Source organism: Pseudomonas putida (genome assembly GCF_028682175.1).
GTDB classification, from domain to species: domain Bacteria; phylum Pseudomonadota; class Gammaproteobacteria; order Pseudomonadales; family Pseudomonadaceae; genus Aquipseudomonas; species Aquipseudomonas putida_AD.
Genome location: NZ_JANHKS010000078.1, coordinates 1 through 17,564, shown reverse-complemented (window position 1 = coordinate 17,564; position 17,564 = coordinate 1). Strand labels below are relative to the sequence as shown.

The window sequence follows — 17,564 nt, the reverse complement described above, 5'->3', positions numbered from 1 at the left end:
GGGTCTGGCTGTCCAATGACGCGCGTAGGCCGGTGTAGCTGATCAGCCCGATGGTGCCGAGTAGCAAGGCCGGCAGCCACAAAGGCACATAGCGGCGTAACGGGTGTCTGGCACTGTCCGGTGCTGCCCAGTGGGGCGCGAAGCTGGTGCGTTTGCCTTTCAGGTAAATCAGCTCGTCGCCGAGCCGGGCGGTCAGGTAACCCAGCTTCTCAGCGCCTTCGAGGCGAAATCTGCCCTGAAAACCCACCAGCAGGCAGAGGTAATAAACTTCTAGCGATGGCAGCCGGACCACGCCTTGCTCCCGCAACTCCTCCAATCGAGTAAAGAAACGGTCACCCCCAAGCTGATCGCCGTACAGAAACAGTTGGAGAGGGCGCAGCTCCCATTGGTCGCGGACAGGGCTGGGAGGCGAAGATAGGATGAGTTCGTCAACGGTCGCACAGAACGCGTACTTGCCGGCATAAGTGTCCTCGGCGCTGATCCCTGCTTCTGTCGCCTTGCGGTCCATATTCTTGAGGAACTTCAGGACTGCCCCCCAGAATTTGTCTCGCTCCGTGGGCATTTGCCCGCGCTGGATAAGCAACAGCATGTAGAACCCATCGGCCATCAAGCCAACCAGACTGTTACGCTGGACGTTGAGGGAGGTCGGTAAGCCGGTGTGGATATTGTGATTGCGAATCGGTAGAAGGCGTAATCATGTCGTCAGGGCTATCAATTCAAGTTTCAGTTCGGAAAGTCCGTTCGGTACGAAAATCATGACTGTCTGGGTTTTGCGCATCTGCTCGTAGGTTTCACCACGCGGCTCAACCGCGAAATACAACATTCCCGGTCTAATAGGGATGGCTGCTGGTACCTGCGGGGTGTAAGTCAGAGTGACTCCAGGCATGGAAGCAGCAACCAGTTGTTCGACGACGTCGGGGGCGCCGACCTTGAACGTGCGTGGCACGATTTCAGACAGCTCGGCGCCGGACAGGTCAGCTTTTACCGCGAGGTATAACGAGGCGTTTTCGTCTATTCGCTGAGCGTCGATCCGGCCTTGGTGATAAGCGGACTTCACCTGCGTAAGCGGGATATTGAAATAGCGCGCAGAAATCACTGTGTCGATCAGCGCGCGAACGGTGGTGAACACCGACGTGAAGGCAGGCCCCGGATTGGCGTGCTCGTAGGCCGGTAGATCCGACAATTCATGTGACTTTGAGAATGTCATCAAGGCTCCCGCGAGCCGCAGCAGTTCTTGATACAAACGTTCGGGGTGTAACTGCGGATGATGAAGCAGGTGCATCAGGCTGGCACACGCAGTGTTGGTAGTATGCAAAAGCCAGAACGAGGCGATGTCCCCGGCACGGAATTCGACGATGTTCTTCGAAGGCTCCCGGTGGCTGTCCTGCAGGGCTTTAGCCTTGGCCATGAGCGACTCAAGCATTCGGCGCAACTCCAGCACCAACGCAGGCGACGCCGCGATGGCGAGAGACGGCGCAAGAAACGCCCCATCGACCTCGAAACCACCCGTGCTGCTACGGCAAAGTCGGGTCAAAGGAATGCATGAAAAAGCTTCGCGCGGCTGGTCATCAGTCAGCAGGCTGACCGTAGGCAGCAAATACGCTACTTCGCCTTGCGCAGCCTCAGTGAACAGATCCGGTGTAAGACTATTTTTTTGTTGATACCGCCCCGGAGAACCTGTGTTCTGGACAGCAGAAAGGTTGGAGCCATACGGTTTCAGCCGTGGCAATGCGAGGTAGATCGTCACATCGCCCACTGATGTTGGAAGATTGTTGAGATCCAATGCCACAGGCAGTTCGCAAAGATATGGCGCTGAATAGATTTCGCAATCCGGAAAAATCGCCGAGACCTCTACTATGCGCAGAATCCCGTTCGCGAGGCTTGGGACATCGAGCTGTATCTTTCGGATTCCCCACGCGTAGGGATGCAACGCGTGATTGACCTCGCGTAGCCTCGCCTCGTGATAAGCATCTTGCTGTTGGAATAGTTGGGGGCGCAAAAAAAGGCCCTCGCCCCAGAGGATTTTTGCAGGATTGCTCAAGGACGTAGCTCCCGTTGAGTGACTGACCCGACCGATGCCCGAGCGGAGTGGATGTAGTGAGGTTCACTGGCTTTGATCACTGGTCCTGTTTCCCATCCGCCCGGTCACACCGTACTGATACCAGGGAGTCAGCGTTACCCGGGACGTTGCTGACCAGCGCTCCTTGCGTGGAGGTCAGGGCGCAAGCGTGGATGCCCAGGGTGATACCTGTAGTTTCTGAATCTTTGGTGGAATACGCGACGCGCCAGCGTCGGGGCGCAGGCTGGCGAAAAAAGGCGACGACTGCGATGTACTGCACTTCGGCGCTTACGTTTTCCTGCGTTTCATAGTGCTGATTTGGTACGAGGAGCAGTTCTCTTGAGTCCAGCAAATCGGTGCCCAGGGCTTTTTCTTCTTCTTCGGTGCTGAGGAGGCTGTTGAAGGGTGTCTGTTCGAACCGCTCAATCGCGCGCAGGTGATAAATCTTTATCACCTGCGCGAGTGGCTGCTTGTGGTTCCCCTGATTCAGATTGGCGCCGGCGTGGAGCCGCAACGGAACGGAGTATGACTTCGCTTCGACTTTCTCTTCTGATGCACAGCCACTCAGAGCGAGCAACGTACCAATAGATGCAAGGGCACATGTGTAATAGATGGCTTTGAATACTGTTATTCTTGAGTTCATGTAGGAAGTTTCTGCAACTCTGGTGTAAAAAGAAATAATTAGGCTCGTAAGACTTCACGGTCGGTGCGTAGGGAAAGGCCCGTAAAAATCCGGATAAATTAAAATACACCCCTGAGCCTTATCCGGTCGTTTCGCGTCGAAATGCTCAGGCAGCGGAAGCTGTATCAAATCGTAGCGTGGCCGATTAAGCAAGTGCTGATCTGCCAAGTGCGTCACGGCGGCTAACAGTCAAGGCTGCCAAGGCTGGAATCAATTATAGAGTAGGTAGGTCGTGCTGTTAGTGGGAATTTGTAATGCTAGTCCTATATTAATGTAGGAAGAATCGCTATATGGCGTAGGATTCGTGTCTATATCTTGTAGTCTCATATTTTTTTAATTTTTTGTTGCCTTGCTATGTTGTTTTTGTGTTTTGGCTCCTATAAATTCTCGCCAAATTGATTGCAGCTCGATTGCCAACCTGATCTCTGGGTGGCAATTCTTTATGCCTGATTTATGAGAGTGATGTATGTCCGGAAAAGTAATGAATCATCGTTATGCTGCCTTGATATTTTTCGGTGTTCTGAGCGTCGGCGGTTGCACTGTGGCGCCTACTGAGCCTCCTGTGCCCACCTTTGAGCATCTGATGTTTCAGGCTGATGAGCGCATCAAGGGTGGCAATCTTGAAAAAGCCAGACTGCTGCTCGTCGATGCGGCCAAGCTCGAACCGACTCGCAAGGAACCATGGCTGCGCAGGGCGGAGGTCGAGTTTGAAAGTGAAAACTACGGCGCTTCCATTCTTGCGTCGCAGGAAGCCCTTCAGCGCGCGCCAGGTGATCTGCAGGCAGAAAGTATTTTGACTGTTGCCGGGCTGCGTGTAGCGATCAATTCGCTGGCGCGCCTGCGGGACGAGAAGGACGTCAACGGGCCGGTACATACCGAGGCACGCAAGCTCGCTGCTAAGTTGCGTGAAGCCTTGGGTACAAAAGAACTGGTGCGTAAGCCTGCCCCTGTTAGACGTATGCCGGCAGCGGCCAAGCCCGTGCCGGCCGCTGTTAACAACAACCCGTTTCTTAGCTTGCCCACCTCCAACTAACGCAGGCCTCACTTCGCAACTGACGAGAATTCACCATGGCTAAAAAGGAAAGTGTGCAGAAGCGCCTGCAAAAGGTGCGAGCACCCAGGATTCAACTGACGTATGACGTCGAAAAGGGTGACGCCATCGAACAGAAGGAGCTGCCTTTCGTGGTTGGCGTACTGGGCGATTTCTCGGGTAATCCAGCCTCACCATTGCCAAAGCCACGAGACCGCAAGTTCGTATCGGTGGATCCCGATAATTTCGATGAAGTGTTGGAGGCCATGGCGCCGCGAGCCACGTACCGCGTGGCTAACAGCCTGACGGGGGAAGGCGAGTTCGGCGTGGAGCTGAATTTCAAATCCATGGAAGACTTTGGGCCAGAGGCGGTCGTTCAGAACGTCGATCCACTGCGCAAGCTATTCGAGGCTCGCACCAAGCTGGCGGATCTACGCAATAAGTTGGCCGGCAACGAGAAGCTCGAAGACCTGCTGAGTGAAGTGCTCAACAACACTGAGCAGCTGCAAAAAATTCGTGATGAGTCTGGAGAGGGAACCCTATGAGCGCTGAATTCGCTCAGGATCAATTGAGTGTGGACTCCCCGGCGCAGGCAGAAACGAGCCTGCTTGATCAGATTGTCGAGCAAAGCAGTGTTGCCAAATCCGAAGTCGAGCATCACCGCGCCAGGGATCTGATTTCTGAACTTGCCAAGGAAGTGCTCGAAGGTACGGTCGTAATGTCCGACAACCTTACGCGCACCCTGGATGCCCGGATTGCCGACATAGACCGGATGCTTTCCGAGCAGCTGTCGTTGGTGATGCATGCGCCTGAATTCAAGCAACTGGAGTCCAGTTGGCGTGGGCTGCACTACCTGCTATCGGAAACATCCACCGGCGTGATGATCAAGATCAAGGTATTCAACGCTTCCAAAAAAGAGCTGATGCGTGACTTCAAATCGGCGTTGGAATTTGACCAGAGCACGTTGTTCAAGAAGGTCTACGAGGAAGAGTTCGGCACGTTTGGTGGGGCACCATTTGGCGCGTTGCTTGGCGATTTTTCTGTTACCCGTCAGCCGGAAGATTTGTATTTTCTGGAACAGATGTCGCATATCGCGGCGGCTTCACACGCGCCGTTTATCTCCGCGGCCGCTCCTGAATTGATGGGGTTGGAGAGCTTCGCTGAACTGGGTAAGCCCCGTGACATGGCGAAGATATTCGACACTGTCGAGTACGCAAAATGGAAATCGTTGCGTGATTCGGAAGACGCTCGCTACCTGGGTCTTGCATTGCCGCGTTTCCTCGGACGACTGCCTTACAACCCTAAGGATGGGATCACCATTGATGGTTTTCCATTTGTGGAAGATGTCGATGGCCGTGATCACTCGAAATACCTATGGTGCAACGCGGCTTATGCCTTGGGCGCACGCCTGACCCAGGCATTTGAAAACTACGGATGGTGCGCTGCCATCCGTGGTGTTGAAGGCGGGGGGCTTGTAGAGGGCCTTCCAACGCACATTTTCAACACGGATGACGGCGAAATTGCGCTCAAATGTCCGACAGAAGTCGCTATTACCGACCGCCGTGAAAAAGAGCTGAGTGATCTGGGTTTCATACCGTTGGTGCATTGCAAAAATACCGACTACGCCGCATTTTTTGCAACGCAGTCTGTACAAAAGCCACGCAAATACAACACTGACGCGGCTAACGCCAACGCATTGCTGTCTTCACAATTACAGTACATTTTTGCTGTGTCTCGCATTGCGCACTACCTCAAGGCAATGATGCGCGACAAAGTCGGCAGCTTTGCCTCGGTATCCAGTATTGAATCGTTCTTGAATACCTGGATCAGCCAGTACGTATTGTTGAACGATAATGCCACCCAAGAAGCCAAGGCGCAGTTCCCATTGCGCGAGGCCAATATTCAGGTTTCGGAGATACCTGGTCGCCCAGGTTCATTCAGGGCCGTAGCCTTCTTACGCCCACATTATCAACTTGATGAGCTCTCTGTGTCTTTGCGCCTGGTTGCAGAACTGCCAGCTGGGCTGAAATCCTAATTACTTTGCTCGCATTACGCGATGCCATATCTGGTTACAAACCCCGCGTCACTTATGGAGAAGAGAAATGAAAGATATCTATATCAAATTCACTGGCCCAGATCTTAAGGGCGAGTCGACAGACGTAGACCACGGCGACTGGATAGAAATTGAATCCTGGAAGCACAGTATCCGTCAGCCAAAGTCTGCGACCGCATCTACTGCGGGTGGTCATACTGCTGAGCGTTGCGAACATGATGACATGGTTTTCGTAAAAGGCATGGATGTGACCAGTCCGCAAATGTACGAGGCTGCATCGGGTGGTACTACCTATGCTGAAGTTACCATCGATTTCATGCGCTCAGACGGCGATGACAAGCGCGTCAAGTACATGGAGATCAAACTGAAAAACGTGATTATTGCTAGTATTTCCCCAAGCACTGGCGCTGAAGGTGCACCGACAGAAACCTTTGCTTTGAAGTACGCGGCGGTAGAGTGGAAATACACCAAGCAACAAATTGCTGGCGGTCAGGGTGGCCTCACTCAGGGCGCTTGGAGCTTGGCAAAAAATAATAAGACTTACACCGTTTAAGGCGTCAGGTGCCCACCGCAAGAGCTGTGGGCACCCGTTAGTGTTTGATGCAGTGCGCAGTTGCGACGATGGTTTTTTGATCGCTGACATATGTCGCTCGAACGAAAAAAGGAATGCAATTCCATGAGAGGTTTTGAGCCCAGCCTTCTGGAAAAATTATTCGATGATGAACCTGAGCGCTTGAGCCGAGGGCAGTTCAAACGACACACGCTTGAAGAGTTTAAAGCGTCTGTGGCGACAGACGTGGAGTCACTGCTGAACAGTCGCTTCGTCATGGACGAAGACACTTTAACTGAGTTCGAACAGTGCGCGAAATCAGTGATGACTTACGGCTTGAGGGATTTTTCGAGCTTGAGCCTGGCCAGCTCCATGGACCGCGCATTTATATGTCAATCGCTGGGAAAGACGATCGCTCAGCATGAGACACGCTTGAAAGATGTGAGCGTTGCCTTGAAATCCAGTCAGCGCTCCATGGGCGGGCTGCGGTTCTCCATCAGCGCTATGTTGATCGTGCATCCGTCGCGCGAGCCCGTCAGTTTCGACGCGTTATTACAGCCGAGCACGTTGCAATACCGCGTCAGCCAAACCAACCGCATGCTATGAGAGTAGACCCGCTGCAATGGACGATTTGCTTCCGTATTACGAGCGCGAACTGGCTTTCTTGAGGAGTTATGCGACGCAATTTGCTGAGCGCTATCCTAAGATTGCGGGTCGTCTTTCGCTGGCCGGAGATGTGAGCGAGGATCCGCACGTCGAGCGCATGATTCAGTCGTTCGCCTTGATGGGCTCACGGATTTCAAAAAAAATTGAAGATGACTACCCAGAGTTCACTGAAGCGTTGCTGGAGGTTTTGTACCCACATTACCTTCGGCCGTTCCCCTCATGCTCGATTGTGCAGTTCGACATAGCCGGAGCAACCAGCGAATGGTCCAATTGCGAAAGGGTGCCGCGAGGCACTCAACTCACGTCACGGTCGGTAAAGAGCCAGGAGTGCCAGTTTCGCACGGTTTACGAGGTACAGCTCACGCCCTTGCGCGTTGCTGAAGCTCACTTCAAAGCTGTTGCAGAGGTTCCGCGGTACGTGCAGTTGCCCCCTCGGGCAAGCGGGCAGATTTCAATCGAGTTTGAATTGATGTCGTCCCATGCCTCTATAGGTGAGTTGGGCATCCATCAACTTCGCTTCTTCACCGACGGCGAGCCGTCGTTTTGCGCTGCCTTGCGTGATGTGCTCGCACTCAAGCTTTGCCAGGCCTACCTGGAAGGCGCCGGCGGCGATCGCTGGCAGTCGTTGGACGGCTTGCCCTTGCAAGCGGCGGGTTTTTCACCCCAAGAAGCGTTGATCGACTGGCCCGCGCGAGCCCATCCTGCTTATCGACTGCTTACAGAATTTTTTGCGTTTCCCGAAAAGTTTGGTTTTTTTGACTGTGACCTTCGAGGTGCAGCTCGACTTGGACGTCGGTTCACTTTGCATCTGATCGTGCAAGACATCGCGGCGGACTCCCCGACGGCCAGGTTATTGAACGGGCTCACACGGAATAACCTGCGGCTGCACTGCACCCCGGTGGTCAACTTATTTTCCATCCCAGGCAAGCCGATTACGGTGTCGCATAAGCAGACCACCTATTCGGTCATCGTGGATGGGAGAGATGCTTCTTCGTTTGAAGTGCACTCTATCGACCGGGTAGTTCGCACCTATGAGTCCGGCCGCAATCATGCGGGGTCAGAGATCCGGCCTTTTTACTCATTGCATCACGGCGAAACTGTCGATAGCAATGGCGTGTACTGGGTGAGCAACCTCGACGAAGGTCTGGCCGAACGAAGTCCAGGTCATGAACTACAACTGACAATTGTAGATACCCGTTTCGATCCCGTTTCACCTGGGACGTCCTCGCTCAGTCTGAGTTTGACCTGTAGCAATCGTGATCTACCTAAAACCCTTGCCTACGGGGTAGGGGGTGGTGATCTGACGGTGGACGGGGGCTGCGCGACCCAGAGCGTGGGTCTGCTGCGAAAACCCTCCTCACCCTTGCGATTCAGCCGCGACCGTGGCGCCCATTGGCGTTTGATTTCTCATTTGTCGTTGAACCACCTGTCTCTGGTCGAAGGCGGCGCGGAAGCTCTTCGGGAGCTGCTCAAACTCTATGACCTACAGCGTTCGGCGATATCGGCCCGTCACATAGCAGGCATCGTGGAGCTGACCCATCGGCCTGCCACGGCATGGCTGCCAGGCAAATACTTCGCAAGCGTGGCTCGTGGTACCGAGATCCGATTGGTGATTGACGAAGAAAGCTTTGTCGGTATTGGTCTGCACATTTTTGCCCAAGTGATCGATCACTTTTTCGGTCTTTACGTACATGCCAACAGCTTCACCCAGCTCGTGCTGGTGTCGATGCGCAGCGGTGAGGAGATCCTGCGATGCCTACCTCGAAACGGCGACTCGATCCTGGTGTGATCGAGCAACTGATCGAACACCCGTATCGTTTCCAGTTTTTTCAGGCAGTAAGGGTTCTGGAGCATGTGTTTGTGCGCCAGGGTGATCGTCCGGCAGAGGTCGTAAGCAAGCGACTTCAGTTTCTCAATACGCTCAACCTGGGGTTTCCAGCCAGTGAGATTGAGCGAGTCGATGCCGTGTTCGCCGACCCCGAGCCGGGAAAGGTAGCCAGTCGTATCGACTCAGTGGCCCTTACACCCTCTTTTTTCGGTTTGTTAGGCGTCAATGGTGCTCTACCACTGACGTATACCGAGCGGTTAAGTGAACGCGAGGCCTACCAGCGAGATCGGGCTGCCAGGGCCTTTCTGGATATTTTTACGAACAGGGCAGTGGCCTTGTTCTATGGCGCCTGGAAAAAATACCGACTCGCTTTGCAATATGAATTGGACCAGAAAGGTCGCTTCCTGCCACTCGCAAAATCCTTGTCAGGATTAGGACTTGACCCGCAGGTAGCGCAAGTCCCTGACGCCCGCGGCGAAGTTCCTGATCAAGCGATGGCCTTCTATTGCGCAGCGATCAGGCATCGACCGTTATCCACTGCTTACCTGCAGCAGGTCCTCAGCGAGTATTTCCGAGCACCCTTTCGGATTGAGCAATTAGTCGGCGGATGGCACCCAGTGCCCGTGAGCGAGCGTTCTTACTTGGGCATGCATGAAGTGAAGCTTGGCCGAAATGCTTTGGTGGGCGAGCGGGTTTGGCAGCGTGACTTGAGGCTGCGTCTTTGGATAGGTCCGCTGGTGAGCAAGGTCTTCAATGACTTTTTACCAGGATCTAGCGCAGCAATCGCCTTGCGTAAGTGGCTGACGCTCATGGCCGGGTGCAGCCTCGAATACGAAGTATGCCTGATCTTGCGTGCCGACCAGGTGGAGGGTACGGCGTTGCATGCGACGAACAGCGGGCGATTGGGGTGGGATGCTTTTTTGGTTACTCACGATGTTGCCGTGGATCGTGCCGACACTTGCTATCAAATCACCACATTGCATTGAGTTGCCGCAATAGACGACGCCCCCAGCGGGAAGTTTTGTGGTGAAAACGTTATGGATCAGGGAAACATCATGAGCAGTACGCTGAAGACATTGATTTCGAAATTAAACGCCGATACCCGTCAAGCGGCAGAGCGCGCAGTGAACCTTTGCATGAGCAATGGGCATTTCGAAGTAGAACCTGAGCACCTGTTCCTTGCGTTACTGGAGCAGCCAAAGGGTGATGTCGTCACCATTTTGCGTCGCAGTGGGTTGAGCCAGGAAATCCTCCAGGCTGAGCTTGAGCGAGAGATCAAAACCCTGCGCGAAGGCAGCACTCGGCAGCCGGTGTTCGCCAGCAGCGTGCCGACGCTTCTACAGAGCGCCTGGTTGATCACTTCGCTCAATGCTCAGGATGCTTCTATCCGCAGCGGGCATCTGTTGCTGGCCTGGCTTACCCATCCTGAGTTATCGCAAGCAGCGAAGCGAGGAGCGCCAATTCTTGGGCAGTTGCCCGTTGAAGACATTAGCCAGCATTTTGATCGCTTCACTCAGAGTTCAGCCGAACACATAGCAACATCGCTTGGCGAAACCGAAATCGATGAGGGCGCATTAGGCTCGATCTCTCCTCAAAAGACGCCTGCGCTTGATCAATTCACCACCAATCTCACCCAACGCGCCCGAGATGGTTTGCTGGATCCAGTGATCGGTCGCGAATCAGAGATCCGCCAGGTGATCGACATCCTGATGCGGCGTCGACAGAACAATCCGATTCTGACTGGCGAAGCGGGGGTAGGTAAGACCGCCGTTGCTGAAGGACTCGCTTTGGCCATCGCCATCAACGAGGTGCCCGACACCTTGCAAGGTGTGGAGCTGCACACGTTGGACATGGGATTGTTGCAGGCGGGCGCGAGCGTTAAGGGCGAGTTTGAAAATCGGCTGAAAAACGTGATCGAGGAAGTCAAAAAAAGCCCTCGGCCCATCATCCTCTTCATCGACGAGGCCCACACCCTGATTGGTGCCGGCGGCGCGGCGGGGCAGAACGACGCGGCTAACCTGCTCAAACCCGCTCTAGCACGTGGCGAATTGCGCACGTTAGCAGCTACCACGTGGGCGGAGTACAAAAAGTATTTTGAAAAAGACGCAGCATTGGCTCGTCGTTTCCAGATGGTCAAGATCGATGAGCCAAGCGAGGACGTTGCCGCTTCAATGCTGCGAGCGATGGTTCCGGTACTTGAAAACCACTTCAACATCCGTGTGCTGGATGAGGCAGTTACCGAAGCCGTACGTCTGTCGCATCGCTATATCACGGGTCGACAGCTCCCCGACAAGGCTGTAAGCGTATTGGACACAGCTTGTTCGCGTGTGGCGTTAAGCCAAAAATCGCGGCCCGCTCTCATCGCAGATAGCCAAAAGCATCTGGAGAGCATCGACGCGGAAAGCGCTGCGCTGCGCAGAGAGCAAACTACAGGCAGTGATCATTCCCAGCGTTTGGCGGAGTTGAAGGCTCAACGTGAGGCCTTGGTCAGCCAGATACAAGCGGACAGTGCCATTTGGGCGCAGGAAATAGCGCTAACCAACCGCATTCACGACTTGCGTGAGGGATTGGAGCGAGCCAGCGACTCACAAAATTCAGGCCGCACAAAAACGAAGACCCCTGCGAAATCTGCCCAGCGCATGGAACTCGATAGTGCGCTAGAGGAACTGGCACAACTGCAGGGTGAGCGACCCCTGTTGCCTTTACAGGTGGACGCTGCCGTGGTGGCACAAGTCATCTCAGCATGGACTGGCATCCCTCTGGGTAAGATGGTCAAGGACGACATCCGAACAGTGCGCACGTTGCGTGAGGTTCTAGAAGCCAGAGTCATAGGACAATCCCATGCTTTGGATGCCATCGCCCAGCGTGTGCGGACCTCGCACGCGAACCTGGAAAACCCTAACAAGCCAAAGGGCGTGTTCATGTTCGTGGGGCCGTCAGGTGTCGGTAAAACCGAAACCGCGTTGGCCTTGGCGGATGCTCTGTATGGCGGCGAACGGAAGGTGATCACCATCAATATGAGCGAGTACCAGGAGGCTCATAGCGTGTCGGGCCTGAAGGGCTCGCCACCCGGCTACGTTGGGTACGGCGAGGGCGGAGTTTTAACCGAAGCGGTGCGTCGTAGCCCCTATAGCGTTGTTCTGCTTGATGAAGTTGAAAAGGCCCACCCCGATGTCCTTGAAATGTTCTATCAGGTATTCGACAAAGGCGTGATGGACGATGCAGAGGGACGTGAAATCGACTTCCGCAACACGCTGATCATCCTGACCAGCAACATCGCCTCTGCCACCATCATGCAGGCCTGTCTCAACAAAGCACCGGACCAGATCCCTGACGCCGAGGTTTTGGCCGAGGCTGTTCGGCCTTCGCTGTACCAGGCTTTCAAGCCCGCGTTTTTAGGCCGGATGAAAGTCATTCCTTACTACCCGATTGGCGATGATGCCTTCGAATCCATTACCCGCCTGAAGCTTGACCGTGTCGGCCAGCGGATTGCAGCGAACCACCGTGCCGGGTTTGTTTACGACGATGCGCTGGTCGAGTCAATCGTGGCTCGCTGCACTGAAGTTGACAGCGGCGCACGCAGCATCGATCACCTCATTGAAGGCAGCCTGCTTCCAGACATAGCCGACGCTTTGTTGGCCCGCATGGCCGATGGAAAGGGCGTTGAGCGCATCAAGGTCGGGGCCAATAAGCGCGGCTTTACCTACAGCATCAAATGATATTTCAGTCGGAAAGGATGACCTATGACTGCTCCTCGTCTAATGCCTGAATTTACCCAGCAAGACCGTCTGCTACGCCTGCATACCCGCTTGGGCGAGAACATATTGCTGGCTGAATACCTGGGCGGTTGGGAAGCGCTGGAGCAGGGTGGATTCAGCCTGCAACTCAGCGCGCTCTCTTCAGACGCGACGCTTACGCTGGAGCAACTGGTGGGGTCGCCCGTACTTCTGGAGTTGCTGTGTGATGATTCACGCACTGAGCTGCGCCCATTTCATGGACATGTGCGGCGGTTTGGCCGCGTGGGTAGCAACGGCGGCCTGACGCGCTACCGGTTGCATATCGAGCCTTGGCTAATGATGTTGGGTGACCGTCAAGACAGTTTCGCGTTTCACGACATGAGCGTGATCGATATCTGCGAACAGATCTTTGGTTTTTATCAGGGCGAGAGCATCCATCCACACTGGCGCTGGGAGGTCGACGTTTCGCTGTACCCCAGGCGCAGCTTGACTGCGCAGTATCAGGAAACCGACCTGGCGTTTATCGAACGCTTGCTGGCCGAGGAAGGTATTGCCTACCGCTTTGAACATCAGGGCGAGAAGGATTCACTGGCCCTGGGGCGCCACACCCTGGTGCTGACGGACACCAACGAGCGTTTGCGAACAGGGGATGCCGTGACAGTGCCGTTTCAGCGCAGCGACGTCACCGAAGCCCGTGACAGCGTGCAGCAGTGGTCGTCGGGGGCGAGGTGGGTCAACCCCCAGTTCGAGCGTCAGAGCTGGGATCACCGCTCGCTGTCGACACGGCCCACGTCATTCAGTGCTGATGCAGTGCCTATGCCTGGCAGTGTCGACCGGGATATCTGCGGTCCCTATGGCTGGATTGACGCTGCACAAGGCGAGCGGCGTGTGCGCCAACATCGGGACGCGGCGCATGTCTCGGCCCGACAGATACACGGCCAGGGCAGTTGGCGGCGTATGGCGGCGGGCGTCGCGGTCAGCCTGAGCGGCCACGGCGCTGCGTCGGCCAGCGGCTCTTGGATTTGCCTGCGCGTTGAGCATCAGGCGCGCAACAATTTGGATGCCCAGTTGCAGGCACAGGTAGAGGCCAGTCTGGGCAAGATTCATAGCGACGATCCTGATTGGAACGGGTTTGGTGATCGAGAAGGCGAAACCGATGACTTTGTCTATCGCAATCGCTTCAGCGTATTGCCCGCCAACCACCTCTATCGTCCGCAACACGAGGCTGGCCAATACTTGCACCGGACGGCCATCGCTCGTGGCGCGCAGACCGCCATTGTGGTTGGCGACGGTGGTCCGCTGCTCACTGACCGCGATCATCGGGCCAAGGTGCAACTGCACTGGCAGCGCGGCAGCAAGTCAGCCTCGTTGCGTGATCATCCTCAGGGCCCGGACAACGCGCCGGCCAATGGACAATCCGGCACTTGGGTGCGAGTCGCAACCGGATTGGCCGGGAATAACTGGGGCAGTGTCTTTGTGCCGCGTGTCGGGCAAGAAGTGTGGGTTGATTTTCTCGAAGGCTCAGCCGACCGGCCGGTCTGCGTCAGGGCGCTCTACAACGGACTGGGTACTGCCGATGCCGGGCACAGCCGCATCGCGGCCGGGCCTTCTGGCAGCACCGCGAACGCCGCCAGCTGGTTCCCGGGCAACGACCACAGCGATGTGCTGCACGGTCTCAAAACCCAGGATTTGTCGCAAAGCCACACTGGCACTGGCGGCTATCGGCACTTGCGATTGGACCACACCAGTAGCCAAAGCCATGCCCAGTTATACACCACCGACCAGCACAGCGGGCTGACCCTCGGCCATTTGAAACAAGGCCAGGACAATAAGCGCCTCAAGAATCGTGGCCATGGCACTGACCTCAGCACTCAAGGGCATGGCGCCGTTAGGGCAGGCACTGGATTGTTGCTCAGTACCGTGCAGACACGGCAGCAGATGGACGCCAGCGCAGTGCTCACTGATTTGGACAATGCTCAGCTCCTCATTGATCAACTGGGTGATGTGGCCCTGCAAAACAATGCAGGGCTTGCGCAGGAAGTCACCCCATTGCCCGCAAGTGAAGCGGTCAGACAGGCGCAGGAGATCCTGTCCTCAACTGCAGGCGGCCAACGCGCGGGGCAGGGCATTGGCGGCGGAGAAGGGCAGGTCAGCGCCTGGAGCGACCCGATGCTGGTTGTCCACGGCAACGCCGGCCTCAACAGCTACACGCCCAAGAGCCATTGCTGGGCCTCGGGCAGCCACAGCCTGTTGACCGCCAGCGCCGACCTGAACCTGACCGCGCAAGGCAAAACTCAATTTGTCGCCGGATCAGGCCTTGTGCTCTACACCCAAGGCGACCAGGCGGACGACCGCCCCATCGACCAGACCGGCATCGCGTTGCATGCCGCCACAGGGCGGGTCAGCCTGCAAGCGCAAACCGACCTTGCCCGCCTCGCCGCCAAGCGCAATGTCCTGTTGGCCAGCACAGAAGCCAACGCCCACGTGCAAGGCAACACCCACCTGTTGTTGACGGCTCAGAGTGCCATGGTCAAGTTGCTGGGTGGCACCATCGACCTCAGTGCGGCGGGCTCTGTGCTGTTGAAGGCCGGGTTGCACAAGTGGGAGGGGCCCAAAGGCGGGCAGGCTCTGGTGGGTGCAATGAGTAAGGGGGAACTTGGAGCGTGTTCGTTGAAAAACAGCGACGCTGGCGAGTCAGCGAAGGGTTTGCAGTGATGATGACTGCCGAGCACATCGAGAGAACTCTCTTCAATCGTTTCAGCCCTTCGAGCAATGCTTACTTGCTCCTGGATATGCAGACACCGCACCCGCTGGCAGAACTGTTGGCATCGTGCGCGCCAGACCGGAAAACTCATCTCATACACCCCGATTTTGAGGCGCAACCCGACAAGGCTCCATTACTGGTCCAGTTGAAAGATCGAAACGATTTTCTGCTTGAGCCCAGCATCGACTTGGCCATCAATCAGGCAACCACCCTGGACTGCACCGTCAGGCAGGTCGCAGGTTGGTTATTCAGCGACCTTACGCTTCCCGACTTTGCCCGTCGCTTGGGCGCCCGGCTGACCGTTCGACACCGCCAGGGGCAGTCTCGATGGCGATTGCACGATTCGCGAGTCATCGCTCATCTGCCAACCCTTCTGCAACCTGAGCAGATGTATCAACTGCTGTGGGATGTGCAGGATTGGTACTACCTCGATGAAGGAGCGCAGCTACAGCAGCTTGAGCATCCAACGCTGGCTCAGCCGCCAACGCTAAAGGCAATCTGCATGTCGGTAAATCAGCACCAACTGGAATCCCTGCGGTGCATAGAAACTGTGAACGTGGCCATTCGGCTGCTCAAGGCCATGGGGCTAAATCATTCCAGTGACTGGATCGCGCAACTCCATACACAAGTGGTGCACGCCAAAGCCCATGGGCTTACCGAGCCCACAGACCAAATGGTTTATGCGGTGCATGGCGTGTGCATTCATCCGAGCTTCGACCACCACCCCTTGATCGGCCAGGCCATCTACAGAGCTCGGACACGAAGCGCAAGCTTCTGCGTGGCAATGAGCAGCATTGATCAGCCTACTTTGGCGGCCATCGCAGACGAACTGACTCGCAACGATGGAGCATTTCAACAGGGAGTTATCCATGAGTAATCCAATCGTCGAGCAAGCCAGGAAATCCACACGCTCGACTTCGTCATCCCCTGGCCAATGCGCGTTTTGTGAAAAACAGGGGCTGATGATTTTCCCGCTGCGCCACTCCGCGTTTTGTAGCGACAGACCCAGTGTGCTCGGCAACATCAGCGAAATCAGCCTGGGTGAACGCTTCGCCCTGGAGCACGCCAAACTCACTGCACGGATGCTGCGCAAGGGCTACCTCTACGTCCTGGTGGACCGCAAGGGCGATATGCGCTGGCAGGCTTACCACGTCACTGACGATGCCCGGCTGTATGAGTTTGCGCCGATCTATCCGCCGTCACGGAGCCTGGCATTCAGTTGCGCAAGGGATGCCAACAACGCGTCCACCTCAATGGTCAGCATCGAAAAGCCGGAAGAGGTTGAGCGCAGCTACTGGCTGTTTACTCCAGACCCGCTTTCTGAAGCCAAGCTTGATGAGTACTGCGATGGTGCAAGCGCGATGGCCGCCGAAGGAAGGATGCAACCGTTCAGCCCGGCCGGCTGGCTTAAGGGTAACCACCAGCAACCGTTTTGCCTTGAGTCCCAAGCGCTGCCGCAGTGGCTGCCTGAGTTCAGCGCTTTAGGTCTTGAGCCCATCAACTCGCAGCCCGAGCGTGATGAAAAGCTGGCCGGCATCCCGCAGTGGGCACGGCAATACGCAGACGAATCCAGGCCGACGCTGGAGATGGCCGCTCCAAACAACTTGGGTACGCTGTCCTACTCCGCGGTCATGGCATTGAACGAACAGGCCTTCCCGGCATTGACTCCGCCGCTTGCCCCGGATCCTTCGATACTGATGGGCGCCGGCAAACGTCTCGAAGCCATCCGCGACAAACTGCACGCAGAACAGGGCGCGGTATTCGTCCTGCGTGATGCCATCGGCGTCACCCAGGAACTTAACGCCTGGCGCAACGCGGCAATGGAAGGTGTCGAACCGTGGCTGGCCGAGGTGCACGACGGCGCTTCCAACGACTGGCGTGTGCAGTCCGCGCAGCGCTTGAAGGATGTACAGGACGGCATCCGTGAACACGCCATCCGTCGCGCCGACGAGCGTGTGGATGCGTGGGCGACCGACAGTCATACCGAAGACAACCTGCAGGGCGTGTTCCCGGACACCAACAAGGCGGCACGTGAGGAATACATTCGTCGCGAAAGCGATCGCCGCTTCATGTACCTCGGCGATCTCGACAAAATCCCTGCCGAAATGGCGTTGCGCAAGGAAGCGCTCAAGCTCTATCCGGACACCGGCGCCGAAGCCCGTGAGGCGATGCGCAGCGACGGCAAGCGACTCAAC

The 17,564-nt window shown here is 56.1% G+C and carries 14 protein-coding genes; 11 read left to right on the top strand and 3 right to left on the bottom strand.

Annotated elements, in window-relative coordinates; genetic code table 11:
- The 3 genes from icmH to tssJ all read right to left on the bottom strand — a co-directional run.
- The coding region (gene icmH / locus NPS29_RS27640; protein WP_274136623.1) for a type IVB secretion system protein IcmH/DotU at positions 1-607 on the bottom strand (607 nt) is incomplete at its 3' end.
- 87 nt (positions 608-694) lie between these two features.
- On the bottom strand, positions 695-2,041 hold the full coding sequence (tssK, locus tag NPS29_RS27635) for a type VI secretion system baseplate subunit TssK (RefSeq protein ID WP_274136622.1): 1,347 nt from the start codon (positions 2,039-2,041) through the stop codon (positions 695-697).
- A 76-nt stretch (positions 2,042-2,117) separates the two neighbouring features.
- Positions 2,118-2,702, bottom strand: coding sequence for a type VI secretion system lipoprotein TssJ (gene tssJ / locus NPS29_RS27630; protein WP_274136621.1), 585 nt, complete (start codon positions 2,700-2,702; stop codon positions 2,118-2,120).
- A 520-nt stretch (positions 2,703-3,222) separates the two neighbouring features.
- On the opposite strand from tssJ, the gene NPS29_RS27625 reads away from it, so the two are divergent.
- The 11 genes from NPS29_RS27625 to NPS29_RS27575 form a co-directional block, all read left to right on the top strand.
- The gene (locus NPS29_RS27625) at positions 3,223-3,774 is read left to right on the top strand and encodes a tetratricopeptide repeat protein (protein WP_274136620.1); all 552 of its coding nucleotides are present in this window, start codon (positions 3,223-3,225) and stop codon (positions 3,772-3,774) included.
- A 35-nt stretch (positions 3,775-3,809) separates the two neighbouring features.
- Positions 3,810-4,316 (top strand): type VI secretion system contractile sheath small subunit, encoded by a 507-nt coding sequence (gene tssB / locus NPS29_RS27620; RefSeq protein WP_274136619.1) that lies wholly within the window; start codon positions 3,810-3,812, stop codon positions 4,314-4,316.
- Positions 4,313-5,806 carry a type VI secretion system contractile sheath large subunit gene (gene tssC, locus NPS29_RS27615; protein WP_274136618.1) on the top strand — a complete coding sequence of 498 codons (1,494 nt, stop codon included), beginning with the start codon at positions 4,313-4,315 and terminating at the stop codon, positions 5,804-5,806. The genes tssB and tssC overlap by 4 nt, the downstream gene beginning before the upstream one ends.
- Positions 5,807-5,873: 67 nt before the next feature.
- Positions 5,874-6,377 (top strand): Hcp family type VI secretion system effector, encoded by a 504-nt coding sequence (locus NPS29_RS27610; protein ID WP_274136617.1) that lies wholly within the window; start codon positions 5,874-5,876, stop codon positions 6,375-6,377.
- 123 nt (positions 6,378-6,500) lie between these two features.
- Positions 6,501-6,980: a type VI secretion system baseplate subunit TssE gene (gene tssE, locus NPS29_RS27605; RefSeq protein WP_274136616.1), complete on the top strand. Its 480-nt coding sequence runs from the start codon at positions 6,501-6,503 to the stop codon at positions 6,978-6,980.
- Between the two features lie 16 nt (positions 6,981-6,996).
- Entirely contained in the window at positions 6,997-8,829 is a 1,833-nt protein-coding gene (tssF, locus tag NPS29_RS27600; protein ID WP_274136615.1) for a type VI secretion system baseplate subunit TssF, read from the top strand.
- Positions 8,793-9,854, top strand: coding sequence for a type VI secretion system baseplate subunit TssG (gene tssG, locus NPS29_RS27595; protein ID WP_274136614.1), 1,062 nt, complete (start codon positions 8,793-8,795; stop codon positions 9,852-9,854). The genes tssF and tssG overlap by 37 nt, the downstream gene beginning before the upstream one ends.
- A 69-nt stretch (positions 9,855-9,923) precedes the next feature.
- Positions 9,924-12,587: a type VI secretion system ATPase TssH gene (gene tssH / locus NPS29_RS27590; protein ID WP_274136613.1), complete on the top strand. Its 2,664-nt coding sequence runs from the start codon at positions 9,924-9,926 to the stop codon at positions 12,585-12,587.
- Positions 12,588-12,611: 24 nt separating this feature from the next.
- Positions 12,612-15,320 (top strand): type VI secretion system Vgr family protein, encoded by a 2,709-nt coding sequence (locus tag NPS29_RS27585; protein ID WP_274136612.1) that lies wholly within the window; start codon positions 12,612-12,614, stop codon positions 15,318-15,320.
- A complete protein-coding gene (locus tag NPS29_RS27580; RefSeq protein ID WP_274136611.1) occupies positions 15,269-16,246 on the top strand; it encodes a DUF4123 domain-containing protein in 978 nt (325 codons plus the stop codon). The genes NPS29_RS27585 and NPS29_RS27580 overlap by 52 nt, the downstream gene beginning before the upstream one ends.
- Positions 16,239-17,564: T6SS effector BTH_I2691 family protein (locus NPS29_RS27575; protein ID WP_337993926.1), on the top strand; the 1,326-nt coding region annotated here is incomplete at its 3' end. The genes NPS29_RS27580 and NPS29_RS27575, both read left to right, overlap by 8 nt.